We start from the raw sequence: 18,339 nt of genomic DNA, 5'->3' as shown, positions 1-18,339 counted from the left end.
AGAGGTAGCTATGAAGATATTACCCATTAGTCTGGCAATCGGGGCGTTAGTCATTAGTCCATTATCAATGGCAAAAACGGTAGATGCGGTAGCCAGTTTTACCGTGCTGGCCGATATCGTGAAACAAATTGGGGGCGATCACGTTCACGTAAAAAGCCTGGTAGGGCCGAATGGTGATCCCCACACGTTTGAACCCACGCCACAAGACAGCGAAGCACTGGCAAAAGCCGACGTTGTCTTTGTCAGTGGTTTGGGGCTGGAAGGCTGGATGAATCGTCTGGTGAGTGCGTCGGGCTATAAAGGGCAACCTGTTGTGGCCTCGACGGGCATTGAAACACGGACGATGGAAGAGGATGGCAAAACCATCACCGATCCCCATGCGTGGAACAGCATGTACAACGGCACGATTTATGCCAAAAACGTGATGGATGCGTTGATTAAGGCTGACCCGCAGGATGCTGATGATATCCGTAAGCGCGGCGAAAATTATATTCAGCAGCTACAGAAACTGGACAGCTGGGCCAAAACGTCTTTCGCGGCAATTCCACAACAAAAACGTAAAGTGCTGACCAGTCATGATGCTTTTGGGTACTTCGGGCAACGCTATGGCGTTACCTTCCTGGCACCTGTCGGTTTCTCAACGGAAGCGGAAGCCAGCGCCAGCGATGTGGCCAGCCTGATCACCCAGCTTAAGCAGCAACATATTAAAACCTACTTTATGGAAAACCAGACCGATCCTCGCCTGGTAAAACAGATTGCCAGCGCCACCGGTGCTAAACCTGGGGGTGAGCTGTATCCTGAAGCGCTGTCGACGGCTTCCGGCCCTGCGCCCACCTATGAAGCGGCTTTTAAACACAATGTTGAGGTCATGCTCAAAAGCATGCACTGAGCATAAAAAAAGCCGGAATGGCAGGTGAGCGACATTCCGGCTAAGGTTCACGACACATCAACGTTTTTTCTTTCTTCCCTGCACGGCTTTAAAGCGCGGATTCGTTTTGCAGATGACATAGATGCGGCCTTTACGGCGTACCACTTTACAATCCCGATGCCGGTTCTTGGCGGAACGCAGCGAACTCAATACCTGCATGATGTCCTCTCTTATCGACGGCCCAGAAAACGGCCGAAGCGCTGGTTAAAGCGCGCGGTACTGCCTTCTTTAGCAAAGTCTTTCTGTTTACCGGTATAAAACACATGGGATGCCGACGAGACGTCGAGTGTAATGTAAGGCAGGGTTTCGCCTTCAAACTCAACGGTGCGGTCAGTCTTAATGGTTGAACCGATTTTGAAATACACGTCAGCAGAGGTGTCATGGAACACCACGGCACGATACGAGGGATGAATACCTGCTTTCATAATTGTCACCAATGTAATGTTATAATATAACAATATTATGCGCTGCACCTGATCCGAATGCAACCCTCGAAAAACCAGGGGCAAACAGCGTCGAGGCAGGGAGAAAATCGCATGCAGGTGACAAGCCAACGCAAGCAAACCGAAAAGCGTAAAGGCAGGTTGATACCGGCGATGTTCCGACGAAGGTCAGAGGCGCAAGCTAAAGCACGTGAAGGCTGGCAGAGATCAATCTGTGGCGAGGGAAGTCAGCGTGGCGGTAAACAGTGAAGGGATTAAAAAAGGCCGCTGACGCGGCCTTTATGTTTACAGATTAATGCGTGTGGTTATCGACAGGATGATCCTTTTCGATGTCCGCTTTGTTCTTACCGAAGCGACGGCGCACCACAACAAAGAACACCGGTACAAAGAAGATAGCCAGCGCGGTAGCGGTAACCATACCGCCCATTACGCCGGTACCGACCGCATTCTGCGCACCTGAACCTGCACCGGTGCTGATGGCCAGAGGCAGTACGCCAAGAATAAAGGCCAGCGAGGTCATCAGGATAGGACGCAGACGCATACGACAGGCTTCAAGCGTCGCTTCCACCAGACCTTTACCTTCTTTCTCCATCAGATCCTTCGCGAATTCCACGATCAGGATGGCGTTCTTCGCCGAGAGGCCAACGGTTGTCAGTAACCCCACGACAAAGTAAACGTCATTACTCAGGCCACGTAAGGTGGTGAAGAGTAACGCACCGACCACGCCAAGCGGCACGACCAGCATGACGGAGAACGGAATTGACCAGCTCTCATAGAGTGCGGCAAGACACAGGAATACCACAATCAGCGAAATGGCATACAGAGCCGGTGCCTGGTTGCCTGACAGACGTTCCTGATAGGACATTCCCGTCCAGTCATAACCGATGCCCGTTGGCAGCTTAGAGGCCAGCTCTTCCATCATGTTCATGGCTTCACCTGAACTCTTGCCCGGTGTAGGCTGACCCAGAATTTCCATGGCTGGCAAACCGTTATAGCGTTCCAGACGCGGTGAACCATACTGCCAGTGAGCGGAGGAGAAGGCGGAGAAGGGCACCATCTCGCCGTTGCTGTTACGAACGAACCACTTATTAATGTCGTCCGGCAGCATACGTGCGTCGGCTTTACCCATCACGTAGACCTTCTTCACACGACCACGGTCAATAAAGTCATTGACGTAAGAGCCGCCCCAGGACGCGCCGAGCGTGGTGTTAATGTCACTGAGTGACACGCCCAATGCCTGCGCTTTCTCCTGGTCAATATCCAGTTTGAACTGCGGGGTATCTTCCAGACCATTTGGACGGACACCGACCAACGTATCCGGATGCTGGGCAATCATGCCTAACAGCTGGTTACGCGCCTGCGTCAGTTTTTCATGACCAAGGTTTGCCTGATCGATTAGCTCAAAGTCAAAGCCCGTGGCGTTACCTAATTCAATAATCGCTGGCAGGTTAAACGCAAACACCATACCGTCTTTGATTTGGCCCAGAGCCTGCATGGCACGTCCCTGGATAGCCGGAACTTTCATGTTGCTGCTGGTACGCTCATCCCAGGGCTTCAGGCTGACAAAGGCGATACCGGTGTTCTGTCCACGACCCGCAAAACCAAACCCGGCAACGGTAAAGACCGATTTCACCGAGTCCTTTTCTTTTGTCAGGAAGTAGTCAGAAACCTGATCCAGTACCTTCTGCGTACGTTCCTGGGTCGCACCCGCAGGGAGCTGTGCCTGAGCCAGTAACAGGCCCTGATCTTCTTCCGGCAGGAAGGAGGAGGGCAGGCGCAGGAACAGAAACGCCATTCCCACCACAATCAGCAGGTAAAGCAGCAGATAACGACCGGTGCCGCGAACGATATGGCCCACGCTATCGACATAGTGATGCGTGCTCTTGTCGAAAAGACGGTTAAACCAACCAAAGAAACCGGTGGTTTTACCATGGTCGCCTTTTTTCACCGGTTTGAGCATGGTGGCGCACAGTGCTGGCGTCAGAATCAATGCGACCAGCACCGACAGCGCCATCGCGGACACAATGGTGATAGAGAACTGACGGTAAATGACACCGGTTGAGCCACCAAAGAAGGCCATCGGAATAAATACCGCTGACAGCACCAGGGCAATACCGACCAGCGCGCCCTGAATCTGTCCCATCGACCGCTTCGTGGCTTCTTTGGGCGGTAGCCCTTCCTCCACCATGACGCGCTCGACGTTCTCGACCACCACGATGGCATCATCCACCAGCAAGCCGATGGCAAGCACCATCCCGAACATCGTCAGGGTATTTATCGAGTAGCCAAAGGCGCTGATAATCGCAAAGGTACCCAGCAATACAACAGGGACGGCAATTGTCGGAATCAGTGTGGCACGGAAGTTTTGCAGGAACAGATACATCACCAGGAACACTAACAGAATGGCTTCCATCAGCGTCTTCACCACTTCGAAAATAGAGATTTTTACGAAAGGTGTGGTGTCATAAGGATAAACAACCTTCATGCCTGCCGGGAACGTGGGCTGCAGTTTTGCCAGCTCCGCCTTCACCGCATCTGCCGTATTAAGGGCATTCGCGCCGGTGGCCAGTTTGATACCAATACCGGAAGCCGGTTTGCCATTATAACGCGCGATGATCTCGTAGTTTTCACCCCCCAGTTCAATCTGCGCCACATCGCGCAGGCGAACCTGAGAACCATCACTGTTCACTTTCAGCAGAATGTTGCCGAACTCTTTGGTGGAGGTCAGACGGGTTTGCGCAATGATGGAGGCGTTTAACTGCTGTCCCGGTACTGGTGGCGTGCCGCCTAACTGACCGGCAGCCACCTGGGCATTCTGAGTTTTCAGCGCATTAATAACGTCAACAGGGGTTAACTGGTAGTTATTAAGCTTGTTGGGGTCCATCCAGATACGCATCGCATACTGCGCACCAAATACCTGAGTATCACCGACGCCAGGCGTACGGCTGATAGGATCTTTGATATTGGAGGCGACATAGTCAGAAATATCGTTCTGCGTCATGCTGCCGTCATCGCTGATAAAACCGGCGACCATCAGGAAGCTACTGGAGGATTTTTTAACCTGAATCCCCTGTTGTTGCACTTCCTGAGGCAGCAACGGCATGGCCAGCTGCAGTTTGTTCTGCACCTGGACCTGGGCGATATCTGCATCGGTACCTGACTCAAACGAAATCGTCAGCGTCAGTGCACCTGATGAGTCACTGCTTGATGACATATACATCAGGCCATCAATACCATTCATATTTTGTTCGATGACCTGCGTCACCGAGTCTTGCAGCGTTTTGGCGTCAGCACCGGGGTAGTTGGCCTGAATCTCAATTGCCGGTGGCGCAACATTGGGATATTGCTCAATCGGTAATTTGAGAATCGATAACGCGCCCGCTAGCATCACGATAATAGCAAGGACCCACGCAAAGATGGGGCGATCGATAAAGAACTTAGCCATGTATCAACGGCTCCTGTTATGACGATGTTTTAGCAGACTGCGCTTTGGACGGATCACCGCTCGCGGCTTTGGCATCATCTGTGGCTTCTTTAGGCGTAACCTGTGCACCCGGTTTCGCGCGCTGCAGACCGGTAAAGATCACGCGCTCGCCCGCTTTAAGCCCTTCGGTCACCAGCCATTTGTCCCCAATAGCCTGGGCAGCTTTGATCTTACGCGCTTCAACCTTGTTATCCGCACCCACGACCATCACGGACGCATCCCCCGTTGGCGTGCGGCTAACCGCCTGCTGTGGCACTAACAAGGCATTCGGATTGGTGCCTTCATCCAGACGGGCACGCACAAACATGCCTGGCAGGAGTGATTTGTCAGGATTCGGGAAAATGGCGCGCAGGGTAATTGAGCCAGTGGTTTGATCAACGGTGACGTCAGAAAACTCCAGCGTACCGGGCTGAGAATAGTCCTTGCCGTTTTGCATCAGCAGGGTGACCTTCGCTTTACCGTCGTTCTGCTTAAGCTGACCCGATTCCAGTTCCGAGCGTAACCGCAGGAAATCTTCACTGGACTGGGTAACATCGACATACATCGGATCAAGCTGCTGTACGGTCGCCAGCGCCGTGGTCTGTCCACTTTGCACCAGTGCGCCCTCTGTAACGGAAGACTTACCGATACGGCCGCTGATTGGCGAGGTCACTTTGGTGTAAGCAAGATTGATGCGTGCTGTTTCCACATTGGCTTTGGCTGACTGAACCGCAGCATTGTTCTGCGCGGCGGTAGCGACAGCCGTATCGTAATCCTGCTGGCTGATATATTTAGTACCAAGCAGCGGCTTGTAGCGATTCACCGTAAGCTGAGCAATGCGTGCATTTGCTTCTGCCTTGGCTAAATCGGCTTTTGCACTGTCATAGGACGCCTGATAGGTTGCGGGATCGATCTGATACAGCGATTCACCGGCTTTAATCTCACCGCCTTCAATAAAGTTACGCTTCAGAATAATACCGGAAACCTGCGGGCGGACTTCAGCGATGCGATAAGCAGACGTGCGGCCAGGCAGTTCAGTAGAAATGTTTAACGGTTCGCTTTTAACCGTAACAACACCCACTTCTGGCGGCTGTTGCTGTTGAGCGGCCTGGTCGGATTTATTTCCGTCACATCCTGTTAACACAAAGCTGCCTGATAGCATCAGGACGGCCGCCAGAGGCGTTAACCCTCTGAATTTAGTCATAAATAAACCTCTAGAGTCCGATATCAAATGATCAATGGATCACAAAGCCAGGAACCCATTGCTGCGTAAGAGTGTAGGTCGTGCTATGGTACATACATTCACAAATGTATGTAAACTTAATCGATTGTAAAAAAAGTCCCCTATGGCACGAAAAACCAAAGCGCAAGCACTTGAAACACGGCATCAAATTCTTGACGCTGCACTTGCCCTGTTTTCAAAAGAGGGGGTTTCAGCCACTTCCCTGGCGGATATCGCATCCGCAGCCAGCGTAACCCGGGGAGCAATCTACTGGCATTTCAAAAACAAAGCCGACCTGTTGAACGAAATATGGCTTCGCAGTGATGCAGGGCTGGATGACGTGAAACTTGAGTATCAAACAAAATACCCCGGTGATCCACTCTCCATTTTGCGGGCGATGCTCGTGTATGTCTTCCAGGCAACCGCCAGAGATCCACAGCGCCGGGCGTTGATGGAAATCATCTTCCACAAATGCGAGTTTGTGGGTGAAATGGCGGCGTTAAAAAGCATTCAGCAAAGCCTGTTACTGGAGCTCTACAATGAGATTGAAGATGTTCTGCGCCAGTGCATTGATGCCGGACAACTCCCAGAAACTTTCCAGACACGTCAGGCTGCATTGATTATGCGCAGCTATGTGAATGGCATGATGGAGAGCTGGCTGTTTACGCCCGATAAATTTGATCTGGTTGCCGATGCGCCTGAGCTGGTTGATGCGCTGATTGATATGCTGCGCTTAAGTCCGACGCTGGCAAAAAAAGCTTAATCTTTACGCTGCGCGTCACGCTTCCTTTCATAATCGCGCTGAACAATGGCTAATGCAGACAGCACGGTTTCTACAGCGAGCTGATTTTCTTCAAAAAGCTGAATTAAATCCACTGCCAGCTTGACCTCTTCAGGTGCCGTATCCAGGGACATCTTTCCTCCAGAGCAGTTGTATCATGGGCCAGATAAGCGTGCCATCTGGGAATACCGTCCAGCAAAGATAGCGCATTAACTGCTAAAGGGGCTGTTTGATAACGACATCGCCCATTCCACTGAACGAATAGCCTGTTTACAGCGTGCCATCCGACCTTCCAGCACCTCCAGGTCTTTCTTCAACTGCTGCTGGACCGCCAGCGTTTCTGCCTGGGCCATTCGCTGTTCACGCTGATCAATCATCTCCTGCAGTCGACGCGCATATTCGCAGTATTCCTGATATTTTAACTGCCGCGATGAGGGCTGGGCGCGTTCCTGTCGGCTGCGCAACTGCTGTGTGCTGGCTTCGCGTTGTAGCGCGGCAATCTGATCCACCAAATGGCTTGCCAGCCACTGGCTGCGATCGACGTCACCGCTGTGCTGGCAAAGGCGCTGGTAGTTTTGTTCTATCTCCTGCAAATAATCCGCCAGCCGGGTGCCTTTAGTGGTAAAGAGCTGGCTGTCAAAGCGGGGTGAACGGCAGCGCCCATCTGGCTGGCGCGCGATATCCTGGCGCAGAGCCACAATGCAGTTAAGCAGTCGTTGTGATGCCGTGGCGTTACTCATCGCCCGGCACTCAGGTATGCTAAGGTTATGGGACTGGAAACGCGCTGAGCGACCTTTATGCAACGCATTGTGTTATTAACCCTTGGCTGGCTGGCGATTGTGCTTGGCATACTGGGCATTGTATTACCTTTATTACCTACCACGCCATTTATGCTGTTGGCGGCCTGGTGTTTTGCGCGTTCTTCTCCCCGTTTTCATCACTGGCTGCTCTGGTCATCCCCTTTTGGCCGTTATATCCGGCACTGGCAACAACACCGTGGCATGCCGCCTGGTGCAAAAAGCCGGGCGATGCTTCTGATTGTGGTGACCTTTGCGGTTTCGCTCTGGCTGGTGCCGCTGTGGTGGGTACGTATCATGCTACTCATCATGTTGTGTCTGCTATTGCTGTTTATGTGGCGTATTCCGGTGGTGGCAGAAACAGCGGATGAACCCTTACCACCGCGATAAAGTTGCAATTAGCTGGCCATTTGCTTAGATTTGGGCCTCTTCGTGCGTAGCTTCCCATTATTGATGTATCTCCGCTGAGCCTTTACCCCGGTATTGGCGCTATTGAAGCTGCGCAAAACAGAACAGAATTTTTTTACCAGGCTTAAGATTATGACCGACACTGCGCAGCAGCTTGAACTGATTAAAAACAGTATCAAAAGTATTCCTGATTACCCGAAGCCGGGTATTCTTTTCCGTGACGTCACCAGCCTGTTGGAAGATCCTGTCGCCTATGCGGCGTCTATCTCACTGCTGGTGGAACGGTACCGTAATAAAGGCATCACCAAAGTGGTCGGCACGGAAGCGCGCGGTTTCCTGTTCGGGGCACCGGTTGCTTTGGGGCTGGAACTGGGTTTTGTACCGGTACGCAAGCCGGGCAAACTGCCACGTGAAACCTACAGCGAAGCTTACGAGCTGGAGTACGGCACCGATCGGCTGGAATTGCACAAAGATGCTATCCAGCCAGGCGATGTGGTGCTGGTGGTCGACGACCTTCTCGCCACCGGCGGAACGCTCGAAGCGACCATCAAACTGATTCGTCGTGCCGGCGGTGAAGTTAAAGATGCGGCATTTATTATCAACCTGTTCGATCTGGCAGGTGAAGCACGTCTCAAGGCGCTGGGCGTTGACAGCTACAGCCTGGTCAATTTCCCCGGCCACTAAGCCTCGCTTATGGCCTCACAATCTGCTGAGGCCGTTCATCTTTCCCTGTTCAAGATAACGAGTGATAGGTGAAAGCGTAGCTGGTAGACTACTGCAATCATATACAGGGGTTGCAGTGCGTCTGCGCTCACATTTCCATCCAAATTCGTCGAAACCACATGAGCTATCAGGTACTTGCCCGAAAATGGCGTCCACAGGCGTTTGCTGATGTTGTCGGTCAGGAACACGTTCTGACGGCGCTGGCGAATGGATTGTCTCTGGGACGCATCCATCATGCTTATCTCTTCTCCGGCACGCGGGGCGTAGGGAAAACGACCATTGCCCGTCTGCTGGCGAAAGGCCTTAACTGCGAAACGGGCATTACCGCCACGCCGTGCGGCCGGTGCGATAACTGTCGCGAGATTGAGCAGGGGCGTTTTGTCGATTTAATTGAAATTGATGCCGCCTCGCGCACCAAAGTTGAAGACACGCGCGATCTGCTCGACAACGTGCAGTACGCGCCAGCGCGTGGCCGCTTCAAGGTCTACCTGATCGATGAAGTGCACATGCTGTCGCGCCACAGCTTTAATGCGCTGCTGAAAACCCTGGAAGAACCGCCTTCACACGTTAAGTTTTTGCTGGCGACCACCGATCCCCAGAAGCTGCCGGTGACGATTCTGTCGCGCTGTCTCCAGTTTCATCTCAAAGCGCTCGACGTCGATCAGATTCGCCAGCAGTTGGATCGTGTTTTAGAGCAGGAGCAGATCTCGCGTGAGCCGCGTGCCCTGCAACTGCTTGCCAGAGCCGCCGATGGCAGTATGCGTGATGCGTTAAGCCTCACCGATCAGGCGATTGCGATGGGCGAGGGCAGCGTGACCAGCGCCACCGTGGGTACGATGCTGGGTACGCTTGACGATGAACAGCCGCTGGGTCTGCTTGAAGCGGTGGTTGAAGGCAACGGAGAGCACATGATGGCGCTGTTGGCCCAGGCGGCATCACGCGGCGTTGAGTGGGAAGCATTGTTGGTTGAGATGCTGCGCCTGCTGCACCGCATTGCTATGGTGCAGCTACTGCCTGCGTCGCTCAATGACGACGAAGAGAGTAATGCGCTGCGCCTGCGTGAACTGGCGCGTGCCGTGCCACCGGCCGATCTTCAACTGTATTACCAAACTCTGCTTATGGGGCGCAAAGATTTACCACTCGCGCCCGATCGGCGCATGGGCATCGAGATGACGCTGTTGCGTGCACTGGCGTTTCATCCTAAGGCGGCAATCGCCGAACCGGTTGCGCGTCCTACGCTGACCGCGCAGTCTGCCCCGGCACCAGTGCAGACTGTGGCGGCTCAACCTACAGAGAAAACGCCCGCCGCGCAGCCGCAAATGGCAGCACCGGAACCGGCTGTCACTCAGCAGGCTGTGCCGCCTGCGTCGCCCGATCCCTCACTATCCAGTTCCACCAGCCAGCTCCTGCAGGCGCGCACCCAGTTGCTGCGCCAGGGAGCAAACAAAGCAAAAAAGAGTGAGCCGGCAGCGCCAGGTGCGCGGCCGGCCAACTCCGCGCTGGAACGACTGGCCTCTGTTACCGAACGTAGCCAGCAGCGCGTGCGTGACAGCGCGCCTGCGGCACCGGTAAAAAAAGAGGCATACCGCTGGAAAGCGCAAACGCCGGTGACCGAGGTCGTCGTCGAGCCGGTCGCGACGCCAAAAGCCTTGCGTTCTGCGCTTGAGCATGAGAAAAATCCTGAGCTGGCCGCGCGGTTGGCGGAGGAAGCCCAGCAGCGAGATGAATGGGCGGCAGAAGTCGCAGGTTTACCGCTGCCTAAGCTGGTTCAGCAACTGGCACTGAATGCATGGAAAGAAACCACGGATAACGGCATTTGCCTGCATTTACGCTCCAGCCAGCGCCACCTGAATTCTGCGTCGGCGCAGCAGGCCCTGAGCGCCGCATTGAGTCAGGCAGCAGGGCATCAGGTTGAACTGTCGGTAATTGAAGACGATAATTCTACGGTATTGACGCCACTGGAGTGGCGTCAGGCCATTTATGAAGAGAAGCTGGCGCAGGCGCGTCAGTCAATCTTGAGTGACACCCACATTCAAACCCTTCGTCGCTTTTTTGATGCCGATTTGGATGAGGAAAGCATTCGACCCGTTTGAACACGCTGCAACGGTCTGAATAAACCGCGTTGTAGCCTCAGCAGAGAGAGAAAACTATGTTTGGTAAAGGCGGATTGGGCAACCTGATGAAACAGGCCCAGCAGATGCAAGACAAAATGGCCCAGGTTCAGGAAGAAATTGCCGCCCTGGAAGTCACGGGTGAATCAGGTGCTGGCATGGTTAAGGTCACGATCAACGGTGCCCATAACTGCCGCCGGGTAGAAGTCGATCCGAGCCTGCTTGAGGACGACAAAGATATGCTGGAAGACCTGATTGCCGCCGCGTTCAACGACGCCGCTCGCCGCATTGATGAAGTGCAGAAAGAGAAAATGGCCTCTGTCTCTTCAGGTATGCAGCTGCCACCAGGCTTCAAGATGCCGTTCTGATGCAAACCAGCCCACTGCTAGAGTCATTAATGGAGTCATTGCGCTGTTTACCCGGCGTTGGGCCTAAGTCGGCACAACGCATGGCGTTTCAACTGCTACAGCGCGATCGGAGTGGCGGAATGCGGCTGGCGCAGGCACTGACCCGGGCCATGTCGGAAATCGGCCACTGTGCCGATTGCCGCACCTTCACCGAGCAGGAAATCTGTACCATTTGCGCCAATCCACGGCGTCAGCAAAATGGTCAAATCTGCGTGGTGGAAAGTCCGGCCGACATCCATGCTATTGAGCAAACCGGGCAATTTGCCGGCCGTTATTTCGTGTTAATGGGCCATCTTTCGCCGCTTGACGGCATTGGTCCGGGCGATATCGGTCTTGACCGACTGGAACAACGGCTGGAAAAAGAAACGCTTCATGAAGTGATTCTGGCCACCAATCCTACCGTGGAAGGCGAAGCCACCGCGAACTACATCGCTGAATTGTGCGGTCAGTATGGCGTTGATGCCACCCGTATTGCGCATGGGGTTCCGATGGGCGGTGAGCTGGAAATGGTGGATGGCACCACGCTGTCCCACTCGCTGGCCGGTCGGCAAAAGATTAAATTTTAAACGCTTGCCGGTGTTGTGAAAGACACCGGCTTGAAAACCTCTCATTTATCCCCACATCCTCCTCAACGTTCGTTAAATCTGATTCTGTTGAGGTAGCAATGACCATGAAAGGACAAGAGACTCGTGGCTTTCAGTCAGAGGTAAAACAACTTCTGCACCTGATGATCCATTCTCTCTATTCAAACAAAGAGATTTTCCTGCGTGAGCTGATTTCCAATGCTTCGGATGCGGCAGATAAACTGCGCTTCCGCGCGCTGTCTGATGCCAGCCTGTATGAAGGCGATGGCGACCTGCGTGTGCGTCTCTCTGTGGATAAGGACAACCGGACCATTACGCTCAGCGATAACGGTATCGGCATGCGTCGTGATGAAGTGATTGAAAACCTGGGAACCATTGCTAAGTCAGGCACCAAATCCTTCCTGGAATCTCTGGGTTCAGACCAGGCAAAAGACAGCCAACTGATTGGTCAGTTTGGTGTGGGTTTCTACTCTGCATTTATCGTCGCAGATAAAGTCTCTGTGCGCACCCGTGCGGCGGGCGCGGCAGAAGACGAAGCCGTTTTCTGGGAATCGGCTGGCGAAGGGGATTACACCATTGCCGATATCAGCAAAGCCGAGCGCGGTACTGAAATTACCCTGCACCTGCGCGAAGGCGAAGATGAGTTCCTCGACAGCTGGCGCGTCCGCAATATTATTGGAAAATACTCCGATCACATCGCCCTGCCGGTAGAAATCGAAAGCAAAGATGAAGAAACCGGCACCACCACCTGGGAGAAAATCAATAAAGCCCAGGCACTGTGGACCCGCAACAAATCAGAAATCAGCGATGAAGAGTACAACGAGTTTTATAAACACATCGCCCACGATTTCAGCGACCCGGCTATCTGGAGCCACAACCGCGTAGAAGGTAAACAGGAGTACACCAGCCTGCTTTACATCCCGGCCCGCGCGCCCTTTGACATGTGGAACCGCGATCATAAACACGGCCTGAAGCTTTACGTGCAGCGCGTGTTTATCATGGATGACGCTGAGCAGTTTATGCCGAATTACCTGCGCTTCGTGCGTGGCCTGATTGACTCAAACGATCTGCCGCTTAACGTATCGCGTGAAATCCTGCAGGACAGCCGCGTAACCCAGAGCCTGCGTGGCGCGCTGACCAAACGTGTTCTTCAGATGCTGGATAAACTGGCGAAAGACGATAGCGAGAAATACCAGACGTTCTGGAAAGAATTCGGTCTGGTGTTGAAAGAAGGTCCGGCGGAAGATCACGCAAACAAAGAAGCGATTGCCAAACTGCTGCGCTTTGCCAGTACCCAAAGCGAAGGCGCGGCGCAAACTGTCTCGCTGGAAGACTACGTCAGCCGCATGGTAGAAGGACAGGAGAAGATCTACTACATCACGGCCGACAGCTATGCCGCCGCTAACAGCAGCCCGCATCTGGAGCTGTTCCGTAAGAAAGGTATCGAAGTTCTGCTGCTGTCCGATCGCATTGACGAGTGGATGATGAGCTACCTGACCGAGTTCGACGGTAAAACCTTCCAGTCTGTCAGCAAAGCTGATGATACGCTGGATAAACTGGCTGACGAAGAGACGGAAGAGCAGAAAGAAGCCGAAAAAGCTCTGGAGCCGTTTGTTGAGCGCGTGAAGACCTTGCTGGGTGAGCGAATTAAAGACGTGCGCCTCACGCACCGTCTGACCGATACGCCAGCGATTGTGACCACGGATGCGAACGAAATGACCACCCAAATGGCTAAACTGTTCGCCGCAGCAGGTCAGGACGTGCCAGAAGTGAAATACATCTTTGAAATCAATCCCGATCATCCGTTGGTGAAACGCGTGGCGGAGACGCAGGATGAAACTGGCTTTGGTGAGTGGATTGAGCTGTTACTGGATCAGGCACTGCTGGCAGAGCGCGGTACGCTGGACGATCCTAACCAGTTTATCCGCCGTATGAACCAGTTACTGACGGCGTAAAACGATAAAACCGGTGATAACCTCACCGGTTTTTTTCTTTCTGCGACGCTGGTCGGCTGTCGGTGAGCGTTTTTGTTGCGCAAACGCCACGAAATCCCTTCAGCTTCGGCCACCAGTCCGAAAATGGCCTTTGACTGACCTGACGCACTGCTATCGCGCGCTAAAGCCAGTACACTAGTTTTTCCTGACCCGCCGTTTTCTTGTGATGGGCGGGTCATAATGGTATGTTCTTCCGCTTCTCAGATTCATCAATGCGATTCGCAAGGGGATTTACGCAATGCGTATTATTCTGCTCGGAGCTCCGGGCGCAGGTAAGGGGACTCAAGCCCAATTCATCATGGAGAAATACGGCATTCCGCAGATCTCCACTGGCGACATGCTGCGTGCAGCGGTTAAAGCTGGCACCGAACTTGGCAACCAGGCGAAAGCCATCATGGATGCCGGCAAGTTGGTTACTGATGAGCTGGTCATTGCGCTGGTTAAAGAGCGCATCACGCAGGAAGATTGCAAAAACGGTTTCCTGCTTGATGGTTTCCCACGCACCATTCCTCAGGCTGACGCAATGAAAGAAGCCGGTATTAAAGTGGATTATGTGCTGGAGTTCGCCGTACCGGATGAACTGATTGTTGAGCGTATTGTGGGCCGCCGTGTTCACGCGCCGTCAGGCCGCGTTTACCATGTCAAATTCAATCCACCGAAAGTGGAAGGCAAAGATGACGTGACCGGTGATGAGCTGACCACTCGTAAAGACGATCAGGAAGAAACGGTCCGCAAACGTCTGGTGGAATACCATCATCTGACTGCGCCGCTGATTGCTTACTACAGTAAAGAAGCGGAAGCGGGCAACACCGAGTATCACAAAATTGACGGTACACGTAATGTGGCCGACGTGAGTGCAGAGCTGGCTAAGATTCTCGGCTAAGCTTATTGGGGCCGGGTTCGCTGGCCCCTTTTGCCGTCATCGCTTTTCTCTCCTGCCTCTCCGTGACCATTCCCTTCGTTTTCTCGCCTCCCCTCATCAAGAAATCATAATCAGCAAGATAAACCCGGCAGCAACGGGTCAATTTAGGGTTGCCAGAACGCGTCCTGCTTGCCAGCAGGCAGTCTGGCAACCCTGAAGAGATGCGCAGTGAAAACGTGATGCACGGCGTTGGGTTGAAACGTGCAGATATCACTGTGCTGAATGCCGATGAAGAACACATTGAGATGATGATGCAATGGGTCAACGCGCGCCGTTAAAGTCATGGCAGAGAATGTGATATGCTTCTCTGCCTGTTTTTCCTCACGGCAGTTACCATGAAATTTCCCGGCAAACGTAAATCCAAACACTACTTCCCCGTTAGCGCCCGCGATCCGCTGTTGCAGTCCTCCCCGTTTGATAGTGAAGACGGCAGTTGGGTGGTCGGCATCGATCAGACGCTGGTCGATATCGAAGCTAAAGTCGATGATGCTTTTCTTGTTCGCTACGGCCTGAGCGCCGGTCATTCGCTGGTGATTGACGATGCCGTTGCGGAAGCGCTGTATGCTGAACTCATGCGTGACGAACTGGTGACCCATCAGTTCGCGGGCGGCACGATTGGTAATACGCTGCATAATTTCTCGGTGCTGGCGGATGACCGTTCCGTACTGCTGGGCGTGATGTGTAACAATATCCAGATTGGCGGTTATGCCTACCGTTATCTCTGTAATACCTCCAGCCGAATGGACCTTAACTATCTGCAGGGCGTAGACGGGGCGATAGGTCGCTGCTTTACGCTGATTGGCGATCAGGGCGATCGTACCTTTGCCATCAGCCCCGGGCAAATGAACCAGCTTAAGGCGGAAAACGTCCCGGAAGACGTTATCGCAGGCGCTTCTGCCCTGGTCTTGACCTCCTATCTCATCCGCTGTGAAGCAGGTGAGCCCATGCCAGAGGCAACGTTAAAAGCGATTGAATACGCGAAGCGCCATAACGTGCCCGTGGTACTGACGCTGGGCACCAAACATGTGATTGGCGACAATCCACAGTTCTGGCGCGATTTTCTGCGCGATCATGTTTCTATTGTGGCGATGAATGAAGAAGAAGCCCTGGCGCTGACGGGCGAAGCCGATCCTCTGCTGGCATCGGATATCGCACTGGAATGGGTTGATCTGGTGTTGTGTACCGCAGGACCGACCGGATTGTATATGGCCGGTTATACCGAAGATGCGTTTAAGCGCAAAACGAATCATCCGCTCTTGCCGGGCGCGATTGCAGAATTCAACCTGTACGAATTTAGCCGCGCGATGCGCAAACAGGATTGCCAGCAGCCGTTACGCATTTTCTCTCATATCGCCCCTTATATGGGCGGGCCGGAGAAGATAATGAATACCAACGGGGCAGGGGATGGCGCGCTCGCGGCGTTACTGCACGATATTACGGCAAATAACTATCATCGCCGTAATGTGCCCAATTCCAGTAAACATGCGCGCGCTTATCTGACCTATTCGTCGCTGGCTCAGGTCTGTAAATATGCGAATCGGGTCAGTTATCAGGTGCTGAATCAGCACTCGCCCCGACTGACGCGCGGTTTACCCGAGCGGGAAGACAGTCTGGAAGAGTCTTACTGGGATCGTTAAGTCCGGAGAGATAAACCGCCCTGCATCGACGCAATGTGAACGGGGCGTGAGTCAGGCTGCGGTGCTTAACTGCGGCCTTCACTGGCCAGCTTGTGCTGCTCCTGCGCCATGTCGTTCTGCAGTTTCTGAATAATGCTGGCGGCAATCTCGCGTTCGCCCATCACCACATAGTTTGCGCCGCGTTCCAGAATGTACTCCACCTCATCGTCGTAATGTGCATGCACAATGATGTTGATGTCCGCTTTTTTCTGGCGGGCGGCGGTGACGATTTCTCCCACCTCGTAACCGTTGGGAATCGTGATCAGCAGCCAGGACGCACAGTCTACGCGGGCTAACGCCATGGTGTCGGCACGGGCAGCATTGGCCAGCACCGCCCGAACACCCTGATCGCGTAACGCTTTCACGCGTGGAATCGAACTTTCAACCACGACTACCGGGATATTGAGCGCCGTGAGTTGTTCACACAGCAGGTTGCCTACGCGGCCATAGCCGACAATCACCGCATGCTGACAGACATCAACGGGAATCTGCTGCTCTTCTTCCAGCGCCTCTTCCAGCGTCTGCTGCTCCATCGTTTCGTTACGGGACAGGTAACGGCCCAGCAACGTAAACAGGACCGGGTTGATCATAATCGAGAGGATTGCAGCAGCCAGCACCAGGCTACGCCCTTCTTCATCCAGCAGGCCGAGTGAGATGCCAAGCCCGGCGAGAATAAAGGCAAACTCACCAATTTGCGCCAGGCTGACCGAGATGGTCATTGCGGTTCGGCGCGAATGGCCCAGCAGCGATACCAGCAGCCAGGCTGCCGCAGATTTCCCTATGACGACAATCACCAGCGCACCCAACACCGCCAGCGGCTCTTTTACCAGAATCATCGGATCAAACAGCATCCCGACAGAGACAAAGAACAGCACCGCAAAGGCATCACGAAGCGGCAGCGTGTCACGGGCAGCGCGCTGGCTTAACTCGGACTCGTTCAGCACCATACCGGCAAAGAAAGCGCCCAGGGCAAAGGAAACATCAAAGAACTCGACGGCACCAAACGCAATCCCCAGCGCCAGGGCTAATACGGCCAGCGTAAACAGCTCACGCGAGCCGGTGGCGGCACTTTTCGCCAGAATCCAGGGCACAGCACGGCGGCCCACCACCATCATTAACACCATAAAGGCGGCAACCTTACCGATGGTCCAGACCAGATCCCATATCACCAGGCTGGCGCTGGCATTTCCCTGCTCCATCATGCCGGCAATGGCGGGTAACAGGACCAGCGTGAGCACCATTACCAGGTCTTCAACAATCAACCAGCCAATCGCGATTTGGCCGCGCTGGCTTTCAATAAGCTGGCGTTCCTCCAGTGCGCGCAGTAACACCACGGTACTGGCGGTAGAAAGACACAAACCGAACACTAAGCCCGTCATCCATGACCAGCCCATCGCCCACGACATTAGCATTCCCAGTAAGGTCGCCACGGCGATCTGCGCGATAGCACCGGGAATGGCTATCCGCTTTACCGACATCAGGTCCTTCAGTGAGAAGTGCAGACCGACGCCGAACATCAGCAGGATAACGCCAAGTTCCGCCAGTTCAGGTGCCAGATTGGTATCTGCCACGAACCCCGGCGTAAAAGGCCCCGCCAGCACGCCGGCGACTAAATAACCCACTAAGGGTGAAATTCGTAATCGGTTTGCCAGCATGCCAAGGAGAAAAGCCAGGACCAGAGCCCCGACGATAGTCGTAATCAACGGTGTGGTGTGATGCATGCCAGTCTCCTTGGATGTAAATGTATCCGGTTGTAACAAATGAGTTTAATGCATATCGGAAAGGATCGCTGAATAATTTGTGGGATTAACAGAAAAAAATATGCAAATACAAGAAAAATGCAATCGAAAGGCTGTTTTTATCACTTATCCCGCTTATCG

At 53.7% G+C, this 18,339-nt stretch carries 18 protein-coding genes and 1 other annotated feature; of the genes, 11 read left to right on the top strand and 7 right to left on the bottom strand.

All coding sequences use genetic code 11. The features are described 5' to 3' along the window. Nucleotides 1-10: 10 nt before the first annotated feature. Nucleotides 11-889 (top strand): metal ABC transporter substrate-binding protein, encoded by an 879-nt coding sequence (locus CMR03_RS15785; protein WP_096011990.1) that lies wholly within the window; start codon nt 11-13, stop codon nt 887-889. 57 nt (nt 890-946) lie between these two features. Here the strand turns inward: CMR03_RS15785 and ykgO are convergent, their stop codons facing one another. From ykgO to CMR03_RS15765, 4 genes are all read right to left on the bottom strand, one after another. Next, nucleotides 947-1,087: a type B 50S ribosomal protein L36 gene (gene ykgO / locus CMR03_RS15780; RefSeq protein ID WP_063878669.1), complete on the bottom strand. Its 141-nt coding sequence runs from the start codon at nt 1,085-1,087 to the stop codon at nt 947-949. A gap of 11 nt (nt 1,088-1,098) precedes the next feature. Then, a complete protein-coding gene (locus CMR03_RS15775; RefSeq protein ID WP_096012062.1) occupies nt 1,099-1,353 on the bottom strand; it encodes a type B 50S ribosomal protein L31 in 255 nt (84 codons plus the stop codon). Between the two features lie 310 nt (nt 1,354-1,663). Further along, the gene (locus CMR03_RS15770; RefSeq protein WP_096011989.1) at nt 1,664-4,816 is read right to left on the bottom strand and encodes a multidrug efflux RND transporter permease subunit AcrB; all 3,153 of its coding nucleotides are present in this window, start codon (nt 4,814-4,816) and stop codon (nt 1,664-1,666) included. Between the two features lie 16 nt (nt 4,817-4,832). After that, on the bottom strand, nt 4,833-6,038 hold the full coding sequence (locus tag CMR03_RS15765; protein ID WP_063878671.1) for an efflux RND transporter periplasmic adaptor subunit: 1,206 nt from the start codon (nt 6,036-6,038) through the stop codon (nt 4,833-4,835). Between the two features lie 142 nt (nt 6,039-6,180). Between CMR03_RS15765 and acrR the strand changes: the two genes are divergently transcribed. Continuing rightward, entirely contained in the window at nt 6,181-6,819 is a 639-nt protein-coding gene (gene acrR / locus CMR03_RS15760; protein ID WP_063878672.1) for a multidrug efflux transporter transcriptional repressor AcrR, read from the top strand. Here the strand turns inward: acrR and rsmS are convergent. After that, nucleotides 6,816-6,971 (bottom strand): pleiotropic regulatory protein RsmS, encoded by a 156-nt coding sequence (gene rsmS, locus CMR03_RS15755; protein WP_074180999.1) that lies wholly within the window; start codon nt 6,969-6,971, stop codon nt 6,816-6,818. The two genes, acrR and rsmS, sit on opposite strands and share 4 nt — an antisense overlap. Nucleotides 6,972-7,046: 75 nt before the next feature. Next, the gene (gene priC / locus CMR03_RS15750) at nt 7,047-7,577 is read right to left on the bottom strand and encodes a primosomal replication protein PriC (RefSeq protein ID WP_096011988.1); all 531 of its coding nucleotides are present in this window, start codon (nt 7,575-7,577) and stop codon (nt 7,047-7,049) included. Between the two features lie 57 nt (nt 7,578-7,634). Here priC and CMR03_RS15745 point away from each other — a divergent pair, with 57 nt between their 5' ends. From CMR03_RS15745 to CMR03_RS15710, 9 genes are all read left to right on the top strand, one after another. Further along, on the top strand, nt 7,635-8,024 hold the full coding sequence (locus tag CMR03_RS15745) for a DUF454 family protein (RefSeq protein WP_063878674.1): 390 nt from the start codon (nt 7,635-7,637) through the stop codon (nt 8,022-8,024). 150 nt (nt 8,025-8,174) lie between these two features. Beyond that, entirely contained in the window at nt 8,175-8,726 is a 552-nt protein-coding gene (gene apt / locus CMR03_RS15740) for an adenine phosphoribosyltransferase (RefSeq protein WP_063878675.1), read from the top strand. Between the two features lie 158 nt (nt 8,727-8,884). Then, entirely contained in the window at nt 8,885-10,858 is a 1,974-nt protein-coding gene (gene dnaX, locus CMR03_RS15735; protein ID WP_096011987.1) for a DNA polymerase III subunit gamma/tau, read from the top strand. Next, nucleotides 10,197-10,258: a sequence feature (DnaX frameshifting element), on the top strand. It overlaps the preceding gene by 62 nt. Before the next feature lie 56 nt (nt 10,859-10,914). After that, the gene (locus CMR03_RS15730; protein WP_013024920.1) at nt 10,915-11,244 is read left to right on the top strand and encodes a YbaB/EbfC family nucleoid-associated protein; all 330 of its coding nucleotides are present in this window, start codon (nt 10,915-10,917) and stop codon (nt 11,242-11,244) included. Then, nucleotides 11,244-11,849, top strand: a complete 606-nt coding sequence (gene recR, locus CMR03_RS15725; protein ID WP_063878677.1) for a recombination mediator RecR — start codon at nt 11,244-11,246, stop codon at nt 11,847-11,849. The genes CMR03_RS15730 and recR overlap by 1 nt, the downstream gene beginning before the upstream one ends. Nucleotides 11,850-11,947: 98 nt before the next feature. Further along, nucleotides 11,948-13,822, top strand: a complete 1,875-nt coding sequence (gene htpG / locus CMR03_RS15720; RefSeq protein ID WP_063878678.1) for a molecular chaperone HtpG — start codon at nt 11,948-11,950, stop codon at nt 13,820-13,822. Between the two features lie 277 nt (nt 13,823-14,099). Beyond that, nucleotides 14,100-14,744: an adenylate kinase gene (adk, locus tag CMR03_RS15715; protein ID WP_063878679.1), complete on the top strand. Its 645-nt coding sequence runs from the start codon at nt 14,100-14,102 to the stop codon at nt 14,742-14,744. Between the two features lie 149 nt (nt 14,745-14,893). Then, nucleotides 14,894-15,061, top strand: coding sequence for a hypothetical protein (locus tag CMR03_RS25270; RefSeq protein WP_158087016.1), 168 nt, complete (start codon nt 14,894-14,896; stop codon nt 15,059-15,061). 57 nt (nt 15,062-15,118) lie between these two features. Next, on the top strand, nt 15,119-16,420 hold the full coding sequence (locus tag CMR03_RS15710) for an inosine/guanosine kinase (RefSeq protein ID WP_063881119.1): 1,302 nt from the start codon (nt 15,119-15,121) through the stop codon (nt 16,418-16,420). 65 nt (nt 16,421-16,485) lie between these two features. On the opposite strand, the gene ybaL is transcribed toward CMR03_RS15710, so the two are convergent. Beyond that, a complete protein-coding gene (gene ybaL, locus CMR03_RS15705; protein WP_096011986.1) occupies nt 16,486-18,180 on the bottom strand; it encodes a YbaL family putative K(+) efflux transporter in 1,695 nt (564 codons plus the stop codon). Nucleotides 18,181-18,339 lie beyond the last annotated feature (159 nt).

Source organism: Pantoea allii (assembly GCF_002307475.1).
Classification (GTDB): Bacteria; Pseudomonadota; Gammaproteobacteria; order Enterobacterales; family Enterobacteriaceae; genus Pantoea; species Pantoea allii.
Note: the sequence above shows the minus strand (reverse complement) of the source record. Positions and strands in the feature narration are given on the sequence as shown.

Excerpts from the sequence above, each read along its gene's own strand:
- CMR03_RS15785 (WP_096011990.1), top strand. The coding sequence starts at position 11 with ATGAAGATATTACCCATTAGTCTGGCAATCGGGGCGTTAGTCATTAGT.
- rsmS (WP_074180999.1), bottom strand. The coding sequence starts at position 6,971 with ATGTCCCTGGATACGGCACCTGAAGAGGTCAAGCTGGCAGTGGATTTA.
- recR (WP_063878677.1), top strand. The coding sequence starts at position 11,244 with ATGCAAACCAGCCCACTGCTAGAGTCATTAATGGAGTCATTGCGCTGT.
- CMR03_RS15745 (WP_063878674.1), top strand. The coding sequence starts at position 7,635 with ATGCAACGCATTGTGTTATTAACCCTTGGCTGGCTGGCGATTGTGCTT.
- CMR03_RS15770 (WP_096011989.1), bottom strand. The coding sequence starts at position 4,816 with ATGGCTAAGTTCTTTATCGATCGCCCCATCTTTGCGTGGGTCCTTGCT.
- CMR03_RS15730 (WP_013024920.1), top strand. The coding sequence starts at position 10,915 with ATGTTTGGTAAAGGCGGATTGGGCAACCTGATGAAACAGGCCCAGCAG.
- htpG (WP_063878678.1), top strand. The coding sequence starts at position 11,948 with ATGACCATGAAAGGACAAGAGACTCGTGGCTTTCAGTCAGAGGTAAAA.
- acrR (WP_063878672.1), top strand. The coding sequence starts at position 6,181 with ATGGCACGAAAAACCAAAGCGCAAGCACTTGAAACACGGCATCAAATT.
- CMR03_RS15775 (WP_096012062.1), bottom strand. The coding sequence starts at position 1,353 with ATGAAAGCAGGTATTCATCCCTCGTATCGTGCCGTGGTGTTCCATGAC.
- ykgO (WP_063878669.1), bottom strand. The coding sequence starts at position 1,087 with ATGCAGGTATTGAGTTCGCTGCGTTCCGCCAAGAACCGGCATCGGGAT.
- adk (WP_063878679.1), top strand. The coding sequence starts at position 14,100 with ATGCGTATTATTCTGCTCGGAGCTCCGGGCGCAGGTAAGGGGACTCAA.
- priC (WP_096011988.1), bottom strand. The coding sequence starts at position 7,577 with ATGAGTAACGCCACGGCATCACAACGACTGCTTAACTGCATTGTGGCT.
- CMR03_RS15765 (WP_063878671.1), bottom strand. The coding sequence starts at position 6,038 with ATGACTAAATTCAGAGGGTTAACGCCTCTGGCGGCCGTCCTGATGCTA.
- dnaX (WP_096011987.1), top strand. The coding sequence starts at position 8,885 with ATGAGCTATCAGGTACTTGCCCGAAAATGGCGTCCACAGGCGTTTGCT.
- CMR03_RS15710 (WP_063881119.1), top strand. The coding sequence starts at position 15,119 with ATGAAATTTCCCGGCAAACGTAAATCCAAACACTACTTCCCCGTTAGC.
- ybaL (WP_096011986.1), bottom strand. The coding sequence starts at position 18,180 with ATGCATCACACCACACCGTTGATTACGACTATCGTCGGGGCTCTGGTC.
- apt (WP_063878675.1), top strand. The coding sequence starts at position 8,175 with ATGACCGACACTGCGCAGCAGCTTGAACTGATTAAAAACAGTATCAAA.